The following is a 19756-nucleotide window of genomic DNA, read 5'->3' as shown; positions in this document are numbered from 1 at the left end:
TTTTGCTGGCTGCGGCGAAATCGCCCTGCAGTACGCCGTCGCAACCCCTGTTCCGGGGGTAGTGACACGTCGGGCCGGCCGGGCCATCATGGACCTCGGTATCGGAGAATAATCGGCGATCACGCCGCGCTCTTGCGCCTCTGTCCTCGCCACGCTCGAGAAAGCAGGCAGCCATGGACATCGACGTCGACGAAGCATCGGGATCGCTCGCCAGATTCGCGCAGGCCCGTTCGTGGCAGAGCCGCCGGCCCATTGCGGCCTTGGCGCTCGACGACGGACGGCCGGTGAGTTTCGTGGCGGACGAAGTGATCGTCGACGCCGGCGAGCGCGAACTGATTGCCCGGCTGACCGGTCTCGGCGGCAGGATCGTGCGGGACGCCTCAGATCCCGGGTTGCCGGAGGAATTCCGCCGGGCCGGAGTCGGGCGTCCCGAGCCCGTCGATCCGACGGGCCTGCCGAGGAGCGTGAAGTTCCGCTTTGACCGGCTCCCCGACGCGCGGGACGTGAATCTCGGCGCCTGCCTTGACCGCGCCGGACTGGCCGCCGGCCGCATCCGCTACTCGGATCCGGCCGGGCTGGCGCTCAGCCAACTCATCGCTCCGATGCTGGAGGAAGGGCGCGGTGTCTGGCTCAATGAGGTCGGCGTCGACCATCACTCGCTTCCGCTCTATGGTCCGGCTGAGGGCGCCGGCCTGCTCTACAGCGCGGATCCAACCACCTGGCCTGCGTTCAGCGGACCCTCACGAATCGCCGATGCCTGGCAACTGATCGAGACGCTGCGCCTGGCGCGGTCGGCGGGCGGAGGACCGGTGTTCATGGCCATTGTGGACAGCGGTTTCTGGTTCGACGCACCGAGTACGCCGGGTTCCGGCGGCGCCCAAGCGCTGGCTGATCTTGGCACAGGACTGCCGCGCTGGAACACCGTGGATGACGTCGCGGGTATCCCTACCGGCCCCGGCCGCACGACCTACCACGGCACCATGGTGGCGAGTTCGGCGGCCGCTGCGGTGGGAAACGTTGCCGGAGCCGCAGGATCCGGCGGAAGCGTCGCCCGTGCCTGCTACTTCTACGACGACCGCTCTGCCGATTCGGCCAAGACCGCGATGATCCGGTGCACGCAATGGGGCATCCCCTTCGTGGTCTATTCGGGCGGGTTCACGTCCGTGGAATTCTTCTTCGGCACGAGCGCCTGGAACGACACGTTCAACTGGGCGGCCGACAACGGGGTCCTCATGATCGCTTCGGCTGGCAACGACAACATCAGCCTGCCGGATGACTCGGTGCTGCGTCCGGCCACGCGCACCCCCCGGGCGCTCACGGTCGGGGCGCTGAACGATGACGGCACCAAGGCGGGCTTCTCGAATTACGGCAGTTCGGTGGGCCTCTGGGCGCCTGGAGTCAACATCCCGGTGGTGCCGACGCCGATGAGCCTGACAGGATCCCTGCCGTCCGGGACGTCCTTTTCGGCCCCGCTGGTTGCCGGCGTTGCCGCGATGATGCGCTACGCCAACCCGGCCCTTTCCGTGGACCAGCTCCGGGACACCCTCGTGACGGCCGGCTGGGACGGAGCGGGACCCGGCGGCAAGGGCCTCGACGCTTATGCCGCCGTCTGGGCGGCGATGTCCGCGCGGATGGCGGAGACGGCCACAGAAAGCGCCCCGGAACGGCTCTTCCCCCGAGCCGACGGCACCTTCGAGCCGATATTCAACTCCGCTATCAACCGCACCGGCGACAGGGACGAGTTCCTCCTGGATATCGCCTCGTTTTCGACCCTCCAGGTCGACCTGCAATGGTACGACCGGCTGTCCCGGGTCAGCCTCCTCCTGGAGAGCACTGATCCGAACGCCGTTGATCCGTCGGCTGCCGTCACGGCCCCGGCCGGCGCCGGGACGGCACGGCTGACGGCCGAGCTGGGATCCGGCCGGTACCGCCTGGTGGTGCGCGGCAGCGGGCCGAGTGCCTACCTGCTCTCCGGCCGCATCCGTCCGGGCACCCTGGCACCGGATCCGTTCGAGGCGAATGACACGTTTGACACGGCAACGCATCTTCGCGTGGTCCGCCCGGCCGGGGCGCCTGATTGGGTATCGGCACTGTTCGAATTCGGTCCGGGGTTTTTCCCTCTGACACTCCACAGCCTCGGCGCCGGCCCGGCGACGGCCGACCAGGACTACTTCCGGGTAAACGTCCCGGCCGACGTCGGCGCCCTGCGGATCCCGCAGGTGGTGGTGGGCAGCGACGAGGAGGTCGATGTCACCCTGTACGACGACGCGCGGGGGCAGCTCTTCACCAACCATGCCCGCTCCACGACGTTAGGGCTCCAGGAGGGCAGGACCTACTACGTCCGGGTTTCGGGACCGACCCATACGCGGTACACGCTGTGGGTCGGCGCGAACCTCAACGCGGACGCCCTGCGCCGCAGCTGGCAGGAAGAGCTGCACATCCTCCCGGACTGGTGGGAGGACGTGCACCCCGACTGGTTCAGCCGGCCGGAGGAGTTCCGGGGCGTGGTGATCGGCGAGGACATGCTCCGCGACCACGAACTCGTGCTCGGCGACGCCTCCACCGGCGTGCTCCCGGAGTCAGTCCACGTGGAACTGCTCGATGACGCCGGAGAACTGGTGCGGGCAGCCGCCAACGACGCCGGGCGCCGGACGATCGACGTCGCGGGACTCACGCCGGGTCCCTACGTTGTGCGGGTCACGTCCGACCACGCCGGGCCGTTCGCGCTGACCGTGCAGCCGCCGGCCCGGTACCGGTGACGCACGGCCGGCCCACCGCCGGCCCGGCGGGTCCGACGGATTACTTCAGGGTCAGCACGGGGTTGACCGGGGCTTTGAGTGAATCCACCTGCAGGCCCACGGACAGTTTCTGGCCGGCGGCGATCTTCGTGGCCCAGTCCGAGCCGCTGCAGGTGACAGACACTTTCGGGACCGCGGTGCAGCTGATCCCCCAGGAGTTGACGACCTTCGTGACGTTGGGATCGGGCCAACTGACGCTCCAGCCGGCGGCCGCCCGGAGGCCCGTGACCTCAATATTGGCCACATAGCCGCCGTTCCAGGAACTGCTGAGCTTCCAGGCCGCGCTGATCGGAGCGCCCGACGTCGGCACGGGCGTTGGCGTCGCGGTCGCCGTCAGAGTCGGCGTTGCCGTAGGCGTCGGTGTGGCGGTGACGGTCGGAGTCGGGGTCGCAGTCGCCGTAGGTGTCGGCGTCGCAGTGGCCGTCGGCGTCGCCGTCGGTGCCGCGGTCGCTGTCGGCGTCGCGGTGCCCTTCAGGATCGGCGCGAGGGCCGCGAGTTTGGCCGCTTCCGGGGTGCGCCAGTCCGACTGGACCAGGCCTCCGGTGATGCCGCTGTTCGGGTTGAACGACCAATAGGCGAAGCTCATGGCGTTGCTGCCGAGGTAGGAGACGATCTTCTCCATCCACTGCTTGTCCGGGGTGGTCTGCAGCGCGGTGCCGAACTCGCCGAGCAGGACCGGGGCGATGCCCTGCTTCTGGAGGTAGCCCCAGTTGGCGTCCCACACGGCCGGCAGGTTGTTGGGGTAGTTGGGATCGCTGAACCACTTCTGGGCAAAGAGCGACGGCGGGTAGTCGTGCGGGGAGTACACCACGCGGTTGGGCGTGGCCAGCGTGACGGGTTTGTTCCTGACGTCGGCCAGGCCGCCGCCCCACCACGTGGACGTGCCGTTGCCCTGGTTCTCGATGCCCTCGATGATGATCAGCAGGTTGGGGTTGGCGGCCAGGACCGCGTTCCCTCCGCGGGTGGCGGCGGCCTGCCAGTCGGTGGCGGCGGCGCCGCCCCAGGTCGCGGCACCTGCGGGCTCGTTGTGGAGGTCGGCGCCGATGACCGTGGGATCGTTCTTGTAGCGGTCGGCCAGGAATTTCCAGTCGGCGATCCACTTCGACTCCGGGTAGGCCGAGGTGTACCAGAGCGGAGACTGGTCAGCGGAGGACGGCCGGTGCCGGTCCAGGATGATCTGCAGTCCGTTGGCCCTAGCCCGGGCAATGACGGTGTCCATGACATCCAGGGGGCGCTTGCCCTCGAGGTTGTAGGCCCGGTTGGCCCAGTAGTTGACGCTGCCCTTGATGGACGTCGCGGCCAGGCACTCGTTGGAGAACGGCAGCCGGACCGTGTTGAACCCCATCGACTTGATGTTGGCCAGGGCCTCGTCGATGGTGAGCGTTCCCCACAGGCCGTGCGGGACGCAGTCCGGTGTTTCCAGTCCGAACCAGGAGGCGGCCTTGATGGTGTACGGGGCGTTGTTCGAGTCCAGGATGGTCCCGCCGGACGTGTGCAGCCACCCGGTGGGGGCAGGGGTGGTGGCGGCGACGGCCAGCGGCGGCGCCGTCACGGCGACGCCGGTGAGTGCCAGCGCGGCGGCGACGGCCGAGCCAAGAAACGCGGCGGAGATTGCCGGCAGTCTCCTGTCGCTGCGGCGCAGCAGATGCGAAAAGGGCTTCACAGTTCCTCTATTCAGTCCGACATCGTGGGTCCCCCCGGCCCGCACGGTGCGGATCGGCTGTGAAAAAAGTATCAAGCCGCAGACACGAAACAACCGCTTCCGGCTATATTTCTTCCGGCATCACGGACGGCGCGCAGGCCCCTGACCTGCGCATATTGTCTTTTCCGGGGACGTCCGCCAGCCTTAGGGAATGGAACGGCAGTCCCGGCTGTGGGGGCCGGTGCTCGGATTCGGCCTCGTGAGCCTCGCCACGGACATGGTGTCCGACGGCGCCCGCCCGCTCGGCGGCCCCCTGCTGGCCCAGCTCGGCGCGTCCGCACTGTTCGTCGGCCTGGTGACCGGCGCGGCCGAGGCCGCGTCCCAGGGTCTCCGGCTGCTGTTCGGACCCTGGGCGGACCGGACCGGGAAGTACTGGGCCTTCACCATGACCGGGTATGCGCTCACCGCCGTTTGCGTCCCGTTGCTGGCGGTGACGCCCCTGGCGGGATCCGCCGGTCTGGCGTTGGCGGCCGCGCTCATCATCGGGGACCGGGTCGGCAAGGCCGTCCGCAGCCCGGCCAAGACCGTTCTGCTGGCCGCCGCTGCCACTGCGGTGGGCCGCGGCCGCGGCTTCGGCGTCCATAAGTCCCTGGACCTGGTCGGGGCCCTCCTGGGCCCGTTGCTCGTGTCCGCGGTGCTGGTTGCCACCGGTTCACTGCCGGCAGCGTTTGCGGTGCTGGTCATTCCGGCGGCGGCCGCGCTGGCAATCCTCGTGTCGTTGCGCCGCCGGGTCAGCGATCCCGGCGTGGATACCCCGGCGTCCGACGCCGGCCGCGCCGGGTCGCCGGCGGCGGACCCCGGCCGTCCGCCGGTGTTCGCCGGCGCTTTCGCCCTGTTTGCCGTGGCCGCGTTCTTTTGGAGCGCGGGCCTGGTGGCGTTCGGCGTCATCTCCTACCATCTGACGGCCGCAGTCGCTGTCCCCGTCCCGGTGGTTCCGCTGCTGTACGCCGGCGCCATGGGGGCTGCGGCCCTCGCCGCCCTCGCCAGCGGTGTCCTGTACGACCGTGCCGGGGCCGCGGTGCTGCTGGGATTGCCCGTGCTGATTGCGGCCGTGCCGATCCTGGCCCTGGCACCCGGTGCCGGGGCCGCAGTGGCGGGCGTCCTGGTCTGGGGCGCGGCCACGGGTGTCCAGGATTCCACGGTCAAGGCGCTGGTCGCCGACCTCGTCCCGCAGCCCCGCCAGGGCACGGCCTACGGCGTCTTCGCGGCATTCGAGGGCGCAGGGGCGCTGGTTGGCGGCGCGCTGTACGGCTGGCTTTACGGGGCCCGGCCGCTGCTCATCGCCGCGGTGGCCGCCCTTCAGGTTGCCGCCCTGGCCCTGCTCCTCGTGACGCTGCGCAAAGTCCGGCGCGGGTCAGCGGAGCACGGACCCGCCCGGGCGCCGGCTTAGCGACCCCAGACGGAGGCCGCGCCGGAGTGACCGGTGACGATGCTCTGGTAGATGAAGAAGGCGCCGGCCGCGGCGCCGGCGACCAGGAGGATCACGCAGACCACCCGGTTCTCCCGCAACCCGCCCAGGAACGCCAGCCGCCGGCCAAAAGGCTCGTACGTGACGGCCAGCATGGCCGCGACGATGACGAAGAAGATCACCGAAACCACCTTGAGCACATCGCCCTGTTCGGCGTGCTCGTGCACCAGGGCCGAGGCCGGACGGGCCTTTTCCAGCTGCTCACCGGCTTGCGCTGTCACCACCGTTACCGGGACCAGCACGAGCGACAAGACGGCCAGGGGCCAGGCAAGGTAGTTCCGCCATCGCGGCACCGCGGCGTAGATGATGGCGCCCAGGCCGGCGATCGGGCCGAGTACCACCACCGCGTGGACCAGCAGGACGTGGGCCGGCAGCCCGCCAATTTCGATCACGTGAACACTCCTCCGGAAGACTTCTATGATTCTTGCATGGGATCCCCGGACCTCGCGGGCATTGCCGGGCCGCTGTACGCGCTGCCGTACGGCGAGTTCATCGCGGCACGGGCGGCTGCGGCCAAAGGCGTCGGTGACGCCGGCACCCCGGCCCCGCAGCAGCGTGGTCTGGCGGCTGAAGTCCGGGCCCTGCCCAAACCCTCCGTCGCAGCCTGGGCGGTCAACATGCTGGCGGTGCACCGTCCTGACATCCTGCGGGAGCTGGCCCGGCTGGGTACCTCCATGCAGGCAGCGCAGTCGGCCCTGGATGCGGCCGCCCTCCGTGGCCTGGCGCAGGAACGGCGGCAACTGCTGGCCGGGGCCGTGAAGGCGGCGCGCGACGTGGCCGCAGAGCAAGGCCGGCCGCTCAGCGCCGCTGTCGCGGCGGAAGTCGAGCAGACCCTGCGGGCCGCCACCACGGACCAGGGGGCCGCAGCCGCCGTGCGCAGCGGCAGGCTGCTGCGCACGCTTTCGGCGGACGGGGTCGACGTCGTCGATCTCGCGGGCGCGGTCGCCGTCCCGGAAGATCTGGTTGTCCCGGCCCCTGCGGGTTTCCCGGAACGTCCGGCGCTGCCGGGAACGGGTCCCGGAGCCGCGGAAGAAGCGTCCGACGGCGGTTCCCCTGGCACCCGCGGGGCCGAACCGGCGGACCAGCCGCGGCTGCGTGCTGTCGGCACGGCGCGAACGGTGCCGACGCCGTCGGCGGTGGAGCGGGCGCGGGCGGCCCTGAAGGAGGCCGGGGTGGCCGCCGCGGCGGCCGACGAGGAAGCGCGCCGCGCGGCGGCGGACCTGGCCGAGGCGGCGGCCGAGGCCGCCGGGCTGGCCGATGAGGCGCGCGATCTCCGGCGGCGCCTTGACCTGGCCGAGGCCGGGCTAAAAGGAGCGCGGAAGCGGCACGAGCTGGCGGCGGCCGTGGCGCAGCAGACGGCCCGGGCCGCGGACCGGCAGCACCGCAAGGAGGTGCTCGCCCGGGAGCGGGTGCTGCGGCTCGGCAACACGCCGGAGGCGTGAAGTCTTCCTGTCAGGGGTCGGCTGCACACTGGAATTATGGAGAACAATCAGGAGCTGCAGGCAAACTTCCAGCAGGAATTCCAGGCCGGCGGAGGCGTCGCTCCGGACGACGGCGCCCCGTACTTCGAGGTCACGTACTTGGACCCCGACTCCGGCCGGATCCGCACCGAGAGCTTTGATGACGCGGGCGCCGCGGACCGTTTCGCGAGCCGGTGCGTCGCGGGCGAGGACGGCTGGGCCGTCATCGACGTGGTCCCGGCGAGGGTGCGCCGCGCCGCCGCTTAGGCAGCAGAAAGGGCCCCCACCCCGTGCGGGGTGCAGGCCCTCTGCAGACGCCGGCCCGTCCGGGCTGACAGGGTGCTTAGGCGAAGTCGGAGACTGCCGGGTCCGGGCCGATCCGGCCGGCGCCTTCGGCGGTGCGGTCCAGTCCGTTGATGGCCTGGATGTCCGTTTCGTCGAGGGTCACGTCGAGGGCCGCGTAGTTCTCGCGGATCCGGGACTCGGTCACCGACTTCGGGATGACGACGTTGCCGATAGCCAGGTGCCAGGCGATGACGACCTGCGCCGGGGTGGCACCGTGCTTGGCGGCAATCTGGGAGATGACAGGGCTCTCGAGGAGCTCACCGCCCTGTCCCAGCGGCGACCAGGCCTGGGTGAGGATGCCCTGGGAGGCGTTGAACTCGCGCAGGTCCGCCTGGCTGAAGAACGGGTGCAGTTCGATCTGGTGGATCGCAGGAACCACGCCCGTCTCGTCGATGAGGCGCTGCAGGCCCTCCTTGGTGAAGTTGGAGACGCCGATGCTCTTGACCCGGCCCTGCTTCTGGAGCTCGATGAGCGCCTTCCAGGTGTCGACGTACTTGTCCTGCTTGGGCTGCATCCAGTGGATGAGGTACAGGTCCAGCGTCTCCAGGCCGAGGCGGTCCATGGAGTCTTCGAACGCCTTCAGGGTGGACTCGTAGCCCTGGTCCGCGTTCCACAGCTTGGTGGTGATAAAGATTTCCTCGGGCTTGAGGCCGGAGCGCTCGATGGCGCGGCCCACGCCCGCTTCGTTGCCGTAGATCTTGGCGGTGTCGATGTGGCGGTATCCGGCCTCGAAAGCCTGGACCACTACCTTCTCCGCCACGTCGTCTTCAACCTGCCACACCCCGTAGCCGAGCTGGGGAATGGTGTTGCCGTCATTGAACGTCAGTTCCGGTGAAAAAGTCATATAAGTATCCTGCCAATATCGGCGCCGCCGGGCCAGCGCCTGGGCCCGGCTAAGCTAGGCGCGTAACCGGGAATACCCCTGACACGTGGAGCACCCGGTGCCGCCAGGGTCCGGGACACCCCAGGACCCCACCACGCACCACGCACCATGCACCACGCAGGACATGCTCATTCTTTGCGGTCACGACGGGGGCATGCCCCGCAGGATTCCGCCTGCCCCGTGGAGCATGCTCATTTTTAGCGGGCAACAGCGGACATAGTGCTGCCATGTCCAATGGTGGAGTCGCGAACTGAGCATGTCCCCCAGGACCCCGCCCGCCCCGTGGAGCATGCTCATTTTTAGCGGGCAACAGAGGACATAGTGCTGCCATGTCCAATGGTGGAGTCGCGAACTGAGCATGTCCCCCCGGGAGCGAGGCCGGGGTCACTGCCGGGCAAGACCCAGCCGCCGGTGTCCGGGGGCATGCACCAGACCCGTGGGTCAGGCTGGCGCCGCGCCGCTGCCGGCGGCCTCGGCAAGGCGCCGCTCGGCGTCATGGACGTGTTCGATAACGGCGTCGGCCCGTCGCTGCACGGACGCCGCGCCCGCCGGGACTGGGCCCACGGCGAGGCGGAGCATCGCCGCCGCCTCCGCGGTCATTGCCAGCGAATTCCCGGCCATGGAGAGGGCACGGTGGACCCCTGCCAGCGGGCCCGGAATGTCCAGTCCGCTGCTGGGGTAACGCCGCTGGGCCTCCGCGCAGACCTCCCGGACCCGGGGACCCAGCGCCGAGAGCTGGTCCGCGATGTCCACGAGCTCGGCGTACAGCGTCTCGTCCTCAACGCCCTCGAGGACCTGGTGATAGCGGTCCAGGCCGCGGTTGAAGCGGTCGTGGGCGCGCCGCCAGAGGCCCTTGCCGAGTTCGGCGTCGTCCTTGCGCCCCTGCCGCGCCGTGGGGAAGAAACCCAAGGCGGTCTAGAGGTACTGGCCCGGGCCGTGGTCCGGGTCGGCGGGCTCGGGAGGCTGGGAGGGGTCGGCGCCACGCCGGGGCGCCGCGGCGCGGACCGGCTCGCCGTTTTCCCCGATGATGACGCCGGGCGCAATCACCGTTCCCGGCGGCAGCTGGCGCAGCTGCATCTGCGCGTAGGCGTGCTCCCGGGCCGCGTGCTGGGCCGCGATGGCGGTCTGGATGCCGTGGAAGAGCCCCTCGAGCCAGCCGACCAGCTGGGCCTGGGCGATCCGCAGCTCGGCGTCGGAGGGGGTCGTGTCCTCCGGGAAGGGGAGGCTGATCCGTTCGAGCTCTTCAACGAGCTCGGGAGCGAGTCCGTCCTCGAGTTCCTTGATCGATCGGTCGTGGATTTCCGCCAGCCGGACCCTGGCCGCGTTGTCCAGCGGTGCGGACTTCACCTCGTCCAGTAGCTGTTTGATCATGGTGCCGATCCGCATGACCTTGGCGGGCTGATCCACCAGGTCCTGGGGGTCGCCGCCCTGCGGGGGCCGGGACCCGGTGCCCGGAGGGTTGGCGCGGCCGGCCGGCAGGTCGGCCGGCCCCGCCAGGTGTCCGGGGCCCGCGGGCGCCCCGTCGTCCAGGGGGGTGCCTTCGACGGGCACGTCGTCGGCCGTCCCGGTGCGTGGCTGAGTGTCGTCCTGATCGCTCATGGCTTCATACTCTCACGCACCCGGCCGCGCGGGGCCGGCGTCCGCCCGAAGCGAAGGGGCGGCGCCGGCCGCGTCACGGTCCGGTCAGCAGCACCGGCTCAACAACACCAGCTCAGCAACAGCGTTGCTGGGGACTGGTGTCCTGCCGGTCGGTGCGGTCCCGCCAGAACTCCCGTTCCGTCAGCGGCGGGCCGGCGTGGCCCGAGGACGCGTGGTGTTCCAGGTACTTCTTGTAGGCATCGGCGCCCAGGACGCCGCCGAGGTACCCGGAAAACCCCCGGAACGCGGCGATTACCGCGTTCACTTGCGGGCCGGCATCAGTGGTGCCCGGACTTTTCAAGCCGCTGCCCGGCCGGGAGTTTGTCCCACGCGGCCATGACGTCGCGTTCCGCCACGGTGGGGATGAACCCGGCCGGGGCGAAGACGCGCGAGGCGCGGGCGGGGTCCTCGTTCTCGGCGTTGGGGAGCCCCGCCGCCGTGTTCCGGAGGGCCTTGATGGTTGCCATCACGGCGGTGATGATCACGATGATGCTCAGCACCACGAAGATGATCGACAGCCAGCCCTGGATCATGGTGTTGCGGACCACGGCTTCCATGGCCGCCTGGGTCTTCGCCGTGCCGAAAGAGGTCTTGCCGTCCGCCAGGGCCTTGGCGAAGGCCGCGTTGTTGGCGAAGTAGCCCACCGCCGGAACGGGCGAGAAGATCTTGTAGAAGCTCGCCGTGATGGTGACGACGGCGGCAAAGGCCAGCGGGACTGCCGCGATCCACAGGTACTTCAGGGCGGTCCGCTTGGCAGCGATGGCCAGGCATACCGAGAGGGCGATGGCCGCGAGCAGCTGGTTGGCGATCCCGAACAGGGGGAAGAGGGTGTTGATGCCGCCCAGCGGGTCGGTGACGCCCATCAGCAACACCGCGCCCCAGGCCGCCACCATGATGGCGGTGCACAGCCAGGCGCCCGGGCGCCACGAGTGTTCCTTGAACTTGGGGACGAAGTTGCCGATCGAATCCTGCAGCATGAAGCGCGCAACCCGGGTCCCGGCGTCGACCGCGGTGAGGATGAACAGGGCTTCGAACATAATGGCGAAGTGGTACCAGAAGGCCATCATCGCGGTGCCGCCGATGAACTGCTGCATGATGTGGGCCAGGCCGACGGCGAGCGTGGGGGCACCGCCCGAGCGGGACACAATGCTCTGCTCCCCCACGTCTTTGGCGGTCTGGGCGAGGTCGCCGGGGGCGATGTTGACGCCGGACAGGCCCAGGCTGTTGACCCACGCAGCGGCGGTCTCGACCGTGCCGCCTGTCAGCGCCACGGGGGCGTTCATGGCGAAGTAGATGCCGCGGTCAATGGAGATCGCGGCCACGAGGGCCATGATGGCCACGAAGGACTCCATGAGCATGCCGCCGTAGCCGATCAGGCGCGTCTGGCGTTCCTTCTCGATCAGTTTCGGGGTGGTGCCGGAGGAGATCAGGGCGTGGAAGCCGGAGAGGGCGCCGCAGGCGATGGTCACGAACAAGAACGGGAAGAGGGCGCCGGAGAAGACCGGGCCGTTGTCACGGCCGGCGAACTCACTGAAGGCCGGGACGGTGATCTCCGGGCGGACCACGATGATGGCCAGGGCCAGCATCACGATCACGCCGATCTTCATGAAAGTGGAGAGGTAGTCGCGGGGGGCCAGGAGGAGCCAGACGGGAAGGATCGCCGCAATGAAGCCGTAGATGATGAGGCCCCAGGCGATGGTGACCTTGTCCAGGTGGAAGAACGCCGCGCCCCATTCGGTGCCCGCCACGGCCCCGCCGCCGATGATGGCGGCCATGAGCAGCACGAAGCCGATGATGGAGACCTCCATGACTTTGCCCGGCCGGAGGTAGCGCAGGTAGACACCCATGAAGAGGGCGATCGGGATGGTCATGCCCACCGAGAAGACACCCCACGGGCTTTCGCCGAGGGCGTTGACCACCACGAGGGCCAGGATGGCGACGATGATCACCATGATGAGCAGGGTTGCGATCAGGGCGGCGGTCCCGCCGATCACGCCGAGTTCTTCGCGGGCCATCTGTCCGAGCGAACGTCCGCCGCGGCGCATGGAGAAGAACAGGACAAGGTAGTCCTGGACGGCGCCGGCGAGGACGACGCCGATGATGATCCAGATGGTGCCGGGGAGGTAGCCCATCTGCGCCGCGATGACCGGGCCCACGAGGGGACCGGCGCCGGCGATGGCGGCGAAGTGGTGGCCGAACAGGACGTTGCGGTCCGTGCGGACGTAATCCTTGCCGTCGGCCTTGTATTCGGCCGGTGTGGCCCGGCGGTCATTGGGCTTGAGGAGGTATCGCTCGATGACTTTGGAGTAGAAACGGTAACCGATGAGGTAGGTGCAGACCGACGCGAACACAAACCAGATCGCATTGACGGTTTCGCCGCGGATGATGGCGAGCATGAACCAGGCGACGCCGCCCAGCAGTGCGATGGCCGTCCACAGCGCGATCTTGCCGGGGGTCCATTTGCGGTCCGCGGCCTCGCGGACCGCCTCATCCACCGACGTCGGCGGAAGGGACGGGTCGGGTGCGAGCCCGTCGTCGAGTTTCACGGCGCCGCTCGTAGTCTCGCCGTGCGTACTGTCGCCTAGTGTGCCGTCTGGCCTTGTGCCCATGTCTCCTCCTTGAGAAACCCTGCGGGGCAGCCCAGTGAGCGCTGCCCCCGGCACCTTACCAACGCGGCCCCGTGCTGACGCCTGCCCTGCGCCCGGCGGCGCGGTTTGCGCGACGAACGGTCGGCCGTGCGCGGTGAACGGCCGGGAAGGGGACCCCGGACCCGGGCGGCGTTGCGGCTAGGCCGGGGGGTTGCTGAGCTGCAGCATGCGGGCCTCGCAGAGGTCCAGCCAGCGCACCTCGGCCTCGGTCTGGAAGATCAGGGAGTCCAGGACCAGCAGCCTGGCGGTATCGGCCGGGCGCTGCAGGGCGGCTGTGTCACGGCGGGATTTCGTGTATTCCTGCAGCGCGCGGATCGAGACGGCGCGTTGGGCCTGGATGATGGCGCCGACGTCCGTCCCGGGGATCGTGAGGCCAAGGGCGAGCTTGATGGCCAGTTCATTCCGGGGCGGGCTGGTGCGGGCGACCGGGGCCGCGAACCAGTTCCGGGCTTCGGTCCGGCCGGCCGGCGTGATGCTGTAGATGACGTGCCCGTCGCCGTCGCTGCCGTCGTTTTGGACCAGCCCGTCGCGTTCCAGCCGGTCGAGGGTGGTGTAGACCTGCCCGATGTTCAGCGGCCACGACGCACCGGTGCGGTCCTCGAACTCGGCTCTGAGCTGATACCCGTAGCGCGGCCGGTCCTGCAGGAGGGCAAGGAGACTGTGGCGAATGGACATGGCGCTCCCGAAGGTCAGGAAACCACACAGCATACACGCGCCCCAAGACGCGTGTATACCGCGTATGGAATTACGTTAGCGTGATTCATGCCGTTCCGGCAAAACAGCCCGGCTACATGACCAGCAGGACTTTGCCCACGTGGTCGCCTGAGTCGAAGTACGCGTGCGCGGCGGCGGCCTGGTCCAGAGGGAAAGTTTTTGCCACAAGGGGCCTGATCCTGCCGTCGGTCAGCATCGGCCAGACGGCGTCACGGACGGCATTCATGATCACTGTCTTTTCTTCGACCGGGCGGGGACGCAGGGCCGTGGCAATGATGGCGGCACGTTTCGACAGCAACTGTCCGAGGTCCAGTTCCGCTTTGGTCCCGCCCTGCAGCCCGATCACCACCAGCCGGCCGTAGTCGGCCAGGGCGTCGATGTTCTGTGCGAGGTATTTGGCGCCGACGACGTCGAGGATCACGTCCGCGCCGTGGCCGCCGTTCTGCGCGCGGAGACTCTCGGGGAAGTTTTCCTCCGCGTAGTTAATGGCGATGTCCGCGCCGAGGAACGCTTTCGCGGTGCCGACCTTCTCCGCATTGCCGGCCGTCGTTGCCACCCGGGCACCGACGGCCTTGGCCAGCTGGATGGCCATGGTGCCGATGCCGCCCGTGGCGCCATGGATGAGGACAGTCTCGCCCGGCTGCAGCTGCGCCGTCATGATGAGGTTGGAGTAGACAGTGGCGGCCACTTCCGGCAAGGCCGCCGCCGTGACCAGGTCCACACCGTCGGGGACTCTCAGCACCTGCCCTGCCGGCACGGCCACCTTCTGGGCGTAGCCGCCGCCGGAGAGCAGCGCCACTACCTTGTCCCCCACGGAGAAGGCCTTGGTGACGCCCGGACCGAAGCCCGCAATCCGCCCGGAGATCTCCAGCCCGGGAATCTCGGAGGCGCCCGGAGGCGGCGGGTAGAACCCCCTGCGCTGCTGGACGTCGGCCCGGTTGAGGCCCGCGGCCACGACGTCGATCAGTACCTCGCCGGGGCCGGCAACCGGGGCCTCGACCTCACGGACTTCCAGGACCTCGGGGCCGCCGGGCTCTGAGATATAGACAGCCTTCATGGAGCACTCCCGATTCCTAACTGGCTCCGTGCGCGCGCCGCGAAGACCAGGTCCTATCAACATCTCTCCCCAGAATATGGCGGGGAGCGCCGCGCATCCGCAAGCGCTGCGCGTTTTTGTGGCAGCCGACTGCCTATGAAAGACTACTAGCTAGGGAAGGTTGTCCGAGTGGCCGATGGAGCTGGTCTTGAAAACCAGTGTGCGGTAACCCCGTACCAAGAGTTCGAATCTCTTACCTTCCGCGGAAGCGCCGAGTTGGCGCGGTTCAGGGCCGGCTGCGGCGATCGGAAGATTGCTTCAGCCGGCCTCTCTCGTCCGGCCAGTCCGCCTGGGTGACGGTATGCCGCCGTCGGCCCCCTGCCTTCCGCAGGATCTGCGCAAGCTTTCCGCCTATGTACCATCCGGCCGCCCGAAAAACAAAACGGTCCTGTACGATCGGCCTCGTGCACAAGAACACCACCAGTATCACCAGCATCTTTGGCCTCAGCCTCGCGCTTGCCTTTGGTGCGGCGGCAGTGGCGCCGGCGGCCAACGCCGCAACCCAGGCGGCTGCCAGCCGCCCCGCCGGCATGGCGGCCGCTGCGCTTTCCGCCCCCATGACCAAGGCCGCGTATAACGCCGCCCTCATCACCCTCATCGCCGACTACCAGACGGCGGCCCAGCGGTTCGTGGACGACCAGGCCAGCGAGTACGCGTACCAGCAGAACCTCCGGCCCGCCTTGGACAAAGCGCTCGCCGCCAAGCGCGCCGACCTCGACGCCAAGGACTCGGCCTACGAGAAGGCAGTCGCCGCGCTCACCAAATCGAAAAACGCACAGCGGCCCGCGCTGAACAAGGCCCTTGCCGCGGAAAAGGCAAGCTACGCCCGGAAAACCGCAGCAAACGCGAAAGCCCTGAAGGACCTCGCCGCCGCCCAGGACGAGAAACGCCCCGCCTTGGGCCGGGACATCGCCGCCGAACGGGCAGCCTTCGACCGGAAGACCACGGCCTACACCAAGGACCTTGCCGCCCTTGCCGATGCGAACAGGCTGAAGAGGCCGGCGCTCGACCGTGCCATTGCCAACGAAAAGGCCAACTACGCCGCCAAGAGGGTCGCCTACAACGCCGCAGTGGAGAAGGCCAAGGCGGCACACGCCGCGGAGAAGGCCGCCTACGCCAAGGACTACGCCGCAGCGACAACCACAGCAGCCAAAGACGATCTGAGGGCGGCCCACACGAAAGCCGCTGCCGCCTACGAAGCAGAACTAGCCGCACTCAAAACGGCGTACGCCAAGGAGGCCCCCGCCAGGGATGCCCGCATCCAGGCACTCAGGGACGGGTACACCCGTTCCCAGGCCGACTACGCCGCCGCGCGGGCACAGCTGAAAGCACAATATGCCAGCGCATCCCAGGCCAAGACGGACCGCATCCAGGCCCTCAAGGATGCGTACGCCCAGTCCAGGACCGACTACAAGAAAGCCAAGGCCCGGCTCAAGGCCGCCTATGCCAAGGAAGCCCCGGCCCGGGACGCGCGAATCGCCGCGCTCCGCGACGCGTACACCAAATCCCGGGCCGACTACACCGTCAAGCGCGCCCAGCTCGCGGACACCCACGCCAAAGACGTAGCCAGGTACAAAACCAGCACCGCCGCGCTCCGCAGCAAATACGCCCGGGCGGTGGCAGGCCACGATACCCGGCTCGCGGCCACGCGCGCAGCTTTCGCCGCAGCCGGCGACAAGTACGCCGCCGCCGTTGCGGCCCTGCGCGCACAATACCGGGCCTAAGGGATCACCTGACGCCAAGGCCCCGACCAGTTGAAGGAACACATGGAACGCCGAACATTTCTCGCACTGCCACTGGCCGCCCTGGCAGCCCCTGGGCTGATGGCGGCCGGTGCCGGATCGGCCCAGGCGGCGACCGCCCGGGCCCTCAAAGGCGCCTCCAACGGCGGCAGTGACGCCCTGTCCTTCCGTCAGATCAAGAGCCTGAATCCCGACTGGTACTACACCTGGCAGCACACCCGCACGTACACGAAGCTCCCGTTCGTCCCCATGATCAAAGACGCCCGCCGCCTCCTGGAACAGGACGCCCTCGGGTTCGTGAACCGGGAATTGCGGCAGACCCACACCCAGAACCTTCTCGGCTTCAACGAACCCGACCACCCGCTCCAGGCCAACATGTCCGTCGACCAGGCCGTCCGGCTGTGGCCGCTGCTGCAGACGACCGGCCTGCGGTTGGGATCTCCCGCCACCGTCAACTCGACGAGCCGCTGGCTGGAGCAGTTCATGCTCAGGGCCAAGCGGGAACATCTGCGGGTCGACTTCATGACCATGCACTGCTACGCCTGGCCGAATTCAGACAGTTTCCTCCGGAAGGTCGCCGCCCTGCACGAGAAGTATCAACGGCCCGTCTGGGTTACGGAATACGCTGTCGCGGACTGGAACGCCACCAAGACCCGCCGCAGCATCTACACCCGCCCGATGGTCGAGAAGTTCATGCGGGAGACCGTGGCGGGCATGCGCAAAATGCCCTATGTGGAACGGTTCGCATGGAAGCAGCGCCCGATCAACGACCCCATCATGGGCACGTCTTCCCTGTTCAACCTGGACGGCACCCTGACGTCAACGGGCAGGCTCTACGCCTCGCTGTAGACGCACCCGCGACGGCACCGTTGAACGCCTGCGGCAGCACCACCTGTTGCCTCATGTCAATAGGTCCGGGAAGGGTGCTTCGTTGCCTCATGTGAAAAGGTCCGGTTCAGGGGCGGGTTGAACGCGGTGTTGATCTTGTAGTTGCGGGGTGCGGCTTTGGCCTGTGCGAGTGTTTCCAGTTCCCCGGTCAAGGCCAGGATCCGGCGCGACAGCGCCCCGGGTTTTAGCCGTTTGAACTGGGCGTTCATGGCGATAACGGGCCGTTTCCGGACATCGGGGTGGCGGGCGGCACGCTGGTGCGGGGTGAGCGCTCCGTCATGCTTCTTGATGACCTTCGCGCCGTGGCGTTCTTTGGAGAGCAGCTTCTGCTGCGGGAGCAGGTAGTTCGTGAAGAGCGCATCCAGCTCCCAGATCTCGTTGAGCTTCTCCAGTTCCGCGGCGGTGTCGTAGCGGTAGTAGCCGACCAGCTCCCGGACCCTGGCCCAGTTCTTCTGCTCCACGTGGGCCCCGTCGTTCTTGTTCCCCGGCCGGGACCTCGTGAACGTGATCTGCCGGGCATGGCAGTACTCGAGCAGGTAGTCGTTGATGAACTCGGAGCCGTTGTCCGAATCGATCCCGCAGATCGGGAACGGGAACCGGCCCAGCGCGTACTGCAGGGCCGCGAACACCCATTTCTGCGCCTTGTTCGGCACGGACCGGTTCACGGTCCACCCCGTGGCGATGTCCGTGACCGTCAGGGTGAAGCAGAACTGCCCGGAGGCCGCCACCCCGCCTTCATGACCGACCAGGTCGATCTCCACAAACCCCGGGACGGCGTCGTCCCAGTCCGCCCAGGTCCGGACCGGAATCTGGGACTTCAACAACGATCCCGGTTTGGTGTGCGACCGGCCCCGCAACACCTGCTTGGCCCGCTCCGGAGCCAGCCGGCGGTCGATCGTCGCCGCGCTCATCCGCATCAGCAACTCCGCCTCCTCATCCGAGAGCACCAGCTCCCCGTCCCGGCGCAGCAACGGCACCAGCACCGGCAGCATCGGGGCAAGGCGCTTGCCCGCCGGAGCCCTCAGCACCGCCCAGCAGACCACCAACGCCTCGATGACCCGCGGACCATACAGCGGAGGACGCAGCGGACGGTCCCGCACCGGCCGAAGCTCAAGCGCCTGCCGCAAAGCCCGCCGCGCGTAGTCCCGGTTCCAGCCCGTCAACTCCACCAACTCATCCAGGATCCGCACCTTTTCTGGCCGGCTCCCGCGGGCATACGCCCGGGCCTTGATCACCGTGACAGCCTTGCGCTGGCCCATCGTCAGTCCCATCCCTCAAGGATGTCCGCGCCCGCTCCTTCCCGGACCTTTTCCAATGAGGCAACGTATCCGGCCCCGCGGACCTTTCCAATGAGTCAACGCGCACCATTGAAACTGTCGGTGCCGCGGAATAGTCTCTGTGTGTTTCCACCAGCCCGCCCCCACCACACAGTTCCCCACCACACAGTCAGGAGCCCCCGTGCCCGCACCCGACCACTCCAACGGCGCACCATGCTGGATCGACCTCATGACATCGGATGCCGAACAGGCCAAGCTGTTTTACGGCACACTGTTCGGCTGGACCTATCAGACCGGCGACGAGGAAAAGTACGGCGGCTACATCACGGCCTGGAAGGACGGGAAGTCCGTGGCCGGCATAATGCAGCAGCGGCCGGACCAGGCCGGTTGGCCGGACATGTGGTCCACGTACCTGCGGAGCGAGGACGCAGAGGCCACCGTCCAGGCTGCCGAGGAACACGGCGGCCAGGTCTACATGCAGCCCATGGAAGTTCCCGAACAGGGCAGCATGGCGATGATCGGCGACCCCACCGGCGCGTCGATCGGCGTATGGCAGCCGGCCGGGATGACGGGTTACGAACTTGCGGCCGAACCGGGCGCACCGGCCTGGCACGAACTCCACACCAAGGATTACGCTACCGCCGTCACGTTCTACCAGGATGTGTTTGGCTGGGACACCGACGTCATGAGCGACACCCCGGAATTCCGCTACACCACCTTGGGCGCAGGGCCTACGGCGAAGGCCGGCATCATGGACGCCTCGGCCTTTCTGCCGGCCGAGGTTCCGTCCAGCTGGCAGGTCTACTTCGCCGTTGAGGACACGGACGCCACGATCGCCCAGGCTGTCTCTCTCGGCGCGACGGTGATCGACGGACCGGACGACACCCCCTTCGGCCGGCTTGCCACCCTGTCCGACCCCACCGGTGCGGTGTTCAAGATCGTGGCGGACACGGGACAGGGCGCCCAGGCGGCGCCGGAGGCCTAGCCGCACCCGCCATCCGCAATCCGCAGGGGCTCTAGCCGCGCCGGGCAGCCTGCGTCCCCCAATTACAAAAATTGTTGTAAAAAATACCGGCCAGTGCCTTTTCCTCAGGCTA

The 19756-nt window shown here is 68.4% G+C and carries 17 protein-coding genes and 1 tRNA gene; 8 read left to right on the top strand and 10 right to left on the bottom strand.

The window, feature by feature from the left end; genetic code table 11:
• The first annotated feature begins 173 nt into the window (after nt 1-173).
• A complete protein-coding gene (locus CFN17_RS10160) occupies nt 174-2759 on the top strand; it encodes a S8 family serine peptidase (RefSeq protein WP_208747614.1) in 2586 nt (861 codons plus the stop codon).
• 40 nt (nt 2760-2799) lie between these two features.
• On the opposite strand, the gene CFN17_RS10155 is transcribed toward CFN17_RS10160, so the two are convergent.
• The gene (locus CFN17_RS10155; protein WP_261792143.1) at nt 2800-4461 is read right to left on the bottom strand and encodes a cellulase family glycosylhydrolase; all 1662 of its coding nucleotides are present in this window, start codon (nt 4459-4461) and stop codon (nt 2800-2802) included.
• Nucleotides 4462-4651: 190 nt separating this feature from the next.
• Between CFN17_RS10155 and CFN17_RS10150 the strand changes: the two genes are divergently transcribed.
• Complete coding sequence (locus tag CFN17_RS10150) at nt 4652-5890, top strand: MFS transporter (protein WP_222612626.1); 1239 nt, start codon at nt 4652-4654, stop codon at nt 5888-5890.
• On the opposite strand, the gene CFN17_RS10145 is transcribed toward CFN17_RS10150, so the two are convergent.
• A complete protein-coding gene (locus CFN17_RS10145; protein WP_208747613.1) occupies nt 5887-6360 on the bottom strand; it encodes a DUF2231 domain-containing protein in 474 nt (157 codons plus the stop codon). The genes CFN17_RS10150 and CFN17_RS10145 overlap by 4 nt on opposite strands.
• A 36-nt stretch (nt 6361-6396) precedes the next feature.
• Between CFN17_RS10145 and CFN17_RS10140 the strand changes: the two genes are divergently transcribed.
• Both CFN17_RS10140 and CFN17_RS10135 read left to right on the top strand, forming a co-directional pair.
• On the top strand, nt 6397-7410 hold the full coding sequence (locus tag CFN17_RS10140) for a hypothetical protein (RefSeq protein ID WP_208747612.1): 1014 nt from the start codon (nt 6397-6399) through the stop codon (nt 7408-7410).
• 36 nt (nt 7411-7446) lie between these two features.
• Nucleotides 7447-7695 carry a hypothetical protein gene (locus CFN17_RS10135; RefSeq protein ID WP_208751613.1) on the top strand — a complete coding sequence of 83 codons (249 nt, stop codon included), beginning with the start codon at nt 7447-7449 and terminating at the stop codon, nt 7693-7695.
• Nucleotides 7696-7771: 76 nt separating this feature from the next.
• On the opposite strand, the gene CFN17_RS10130 is transcribed toward CFN17_RS10135, so the two are convergent.
• From CFN17_RS10130 to CFN17_RS10100, 7 genes are all read right to left on the bottom strand, one after another.
• Nucleotides 7772-8617, bottom strand: coding sequence for an aldo/keto reductase (locus CFN17_RS10130; protein ID WP_208747611.1), 846 nt, complete (start codon nt 8615-8617; stop codon nt 7772-7774).
• 480 nt (nt 8618-9097) lie between these two features.
• A complete protein-coding gene (locus CFN17_RS10125; protein ID WP_208747610.1) occupies nt 9098-9565 on the bottom strand; it encodes a hypothetical protein in 468 nt (155 codons plus the stop codon).
• A 6-nt stretch (nt 9566-9571) separates the two neighbouring features.
• Nucleotides 9572-10255, bottom strand: coding sequence for a bacterial proteasome activator family protein (locus CFN17_RS10120; protein WP_208747609.1), 684 nt, complete (start codon nt 10253-10255; stop codon nt 9572-9574).
• 112 nt (nt 10256-10367) lie between these two features.
• Nucleotides 10368-10559 (bottom strand): YbdD/YjiX family protein, encoded by a 192-nt coding sequence (locus CFN17_RS10115; RefSeq protein ID WP_208747608.1) that lies wholly within the window; start codon nt 10557-10559, stop codon nt 10368-10370.
• 13 nt (nt 10560-10572) lie between these two features.
• On the bottom strand, nt 10573-12903 hold the full coding sequence (locus CFN17_RS10110) for a carbon starvation CstA family protein (protein WP_261792142.1): 2331 nt from the start codon (nt 12901-12903) through the stop codon (nt 10573-10575).
• A gap of 177 nt (nt 12904-13080) precedes the next feature.
• The gene (locus CFN17_RS10105; RefSeq protein ID WP_208747607.1) at nt 13081-13617 is read right to left on the bottom strand and encodes a PadR family transcriptional regulator; all 537 of its coding nucleotides are present in this window, start codon (nt 13615-13617) and stop codon (nt 13081-13083) included.
• A 112-nt stretch (nt 13618-13729) separates the two neighbouring features.
• Nucleotides 13730-14713: an NAD(P)H-quinone oxidoreductase gene (locus tag CFN17_RS10100; protein WP_208747606.1), complete on the bottom strand. Its 984-nt coding sequence runs from the start codon at nt 14711-14713 to the stop codon at nt 13730-13732.
• Nucleotides 14714-14867: 154 nt separating this feature from the next.
• Here CFN17_RS10100 and CFN17_RS10095 point away from each other — a divergent pair.
• From CFN17_RS10095 to CFN17_RS10085, 3 genes are all read left to right on the top strand, one after another.
• Nucleotides 14868-14955, top strand: a tRNA-Ser gene (locus CFN17_RS10095).
• Between the two features lie 201 nt (nt 14956-15156).
• Nucleotides 15157-16476 carry a hypothetical protein gene (locus CFN17_RS10090; protein ID WP_208747605.1) on the top strand — a complete coding sequence of 440 codons (1320 nt, stop codon included), beginning with the start codon at nt 15157-15159 and terminating at the stop codon, nt 16474-16476.
• Nucleotides 16477-16518: 42 nt separating this feature from the next.
• On the top strand, nt 16519-17343 hold the full coding sequence (locus CFN17_RS10085; RefSeq protein WP_208747604.1) for a glycosyl hydrolase: 825 nt from the start codon (nt 16519-16521) through the stop codon (nt 17341-17343).
• Nucleotides 17344-17399: 56 nt separating this feature from the next.
• On the opposite strand, the gene CFN17_RS10080 is transcribed toward CFN17_RS10085, so the two are convergent.
• Entirely contained in the window at nt 17400-18653 is a 1254-nt protein-coding gene (locus tag CFN17_RS10080) for a DDE-type integrase/transposase/recombinase (RefSeq protein ID WP_261792141.1), read from the bottom strand.
• A 187-nt stretch (nt 18654-18840) separates the two neighbouring features.
• On the opposite strand from CFN17_RS10080, the gene CFN17_RS10075 reads away from it, so the two are divergent.
• On the top strand, nt 18841-19644 hold the full coding sequence (locus CFN17_RS10075) for a VOC family protein (RefSeq protein WP_208747603.1): 804 nt from the start codon (nt 18841-18843) through the stop codon (nt 19642-19644).
• Nucleotides 19645-19756: the final 112 nt, after the last annotated feature.

Source organism: Arthrobacter sp. PM3 (assembly GCF_003352915.1).
Classification (GTDB): Bacteria; Actinomycetota; Actinomycetes; order Actinomycetales; family Micrococcaceae; genus Arthrobacter.
Note: the sequence above shows the minus strand (reverse complement) of the source record. Positions and strands in the feature narration are given on the sequence as shown.

Coding starts and splice junctions, on each gene's coding strand:
- CFN17_RS10160 (WP_208747614.1), top strand. CDS start 174: ATGGACATCGACGTCGACGAAGCATCGGGATCGCTCGCCAGATTCGCG.
- CFN17_RS10150 (WP_222612626.1), top strand. CDS start 4,652: ATGGAACGGCAGTCCCGGCTGTGGGGGCCGGTGCTCGGATTCGGCCTC.
- CFN17_RS10140 (WP_208747612.1), top strand. CDS start 6,397: ATGGGATCCCCGGACCTCGCGGGCATTGCCGGGCCGCTGTACGCGCTG.
- CFN17_RS10135 (WP_208751613.1), top strand. CDS start 7,447: ATGGAGAACAATCAGGAGCTGCAGGCAAACTTCCAGCAGGAATTCCAG.
- CFN17_RS10130 (WP_208747611.1), bottom strand. CDS start 8,617: ATGACTTTTTCACCGGAACTGACGTTCAATGACGGCAACACCATTCCC.
- CFN17_RS10120 (WP_208747609.1), bottom strand. CDS start 10,255: ATGAGCGATCAGGACGACACTCAGCCACGCACCGGGACGGCCGACGAC.
- CFN17_RS10110 (WP_261792142.1), bottom strand. CDS start 12,903: ATGGGCACAAGGCCAGACGGCACACTAGGCGACAGTACGCACGGCGAG.
- CFN17_RS10105 (WP_208747607.1), bottom strand. CDS start 13,617: ATGTCCATTCGCCACAGTCTCCTTGCCCTCCTGCAGGACCGGCCGCGC.
- CFN17_RS10100 (WP_208747606.1), bottom strand. CDS start 14,713: ATGAAGGCTGTCTATATCTCAGAGCCCGGCGGCCCCGAGGTCCTGGAA.
- CFN17_RS10085 (WP_208747604.1), top strand. CDS start 16,519: ATGGAACGCCGAACATTTCTCGCACTGCCACTGGCCGCCCTGGCAGCC.
- CFN17_RS10080 (WP_261792141.1), bottom strand. CDS start 18,653: ATGGGACTGACGATGGGCCAGCGCAAGGCTGTCACGGTGATCAAGGCC.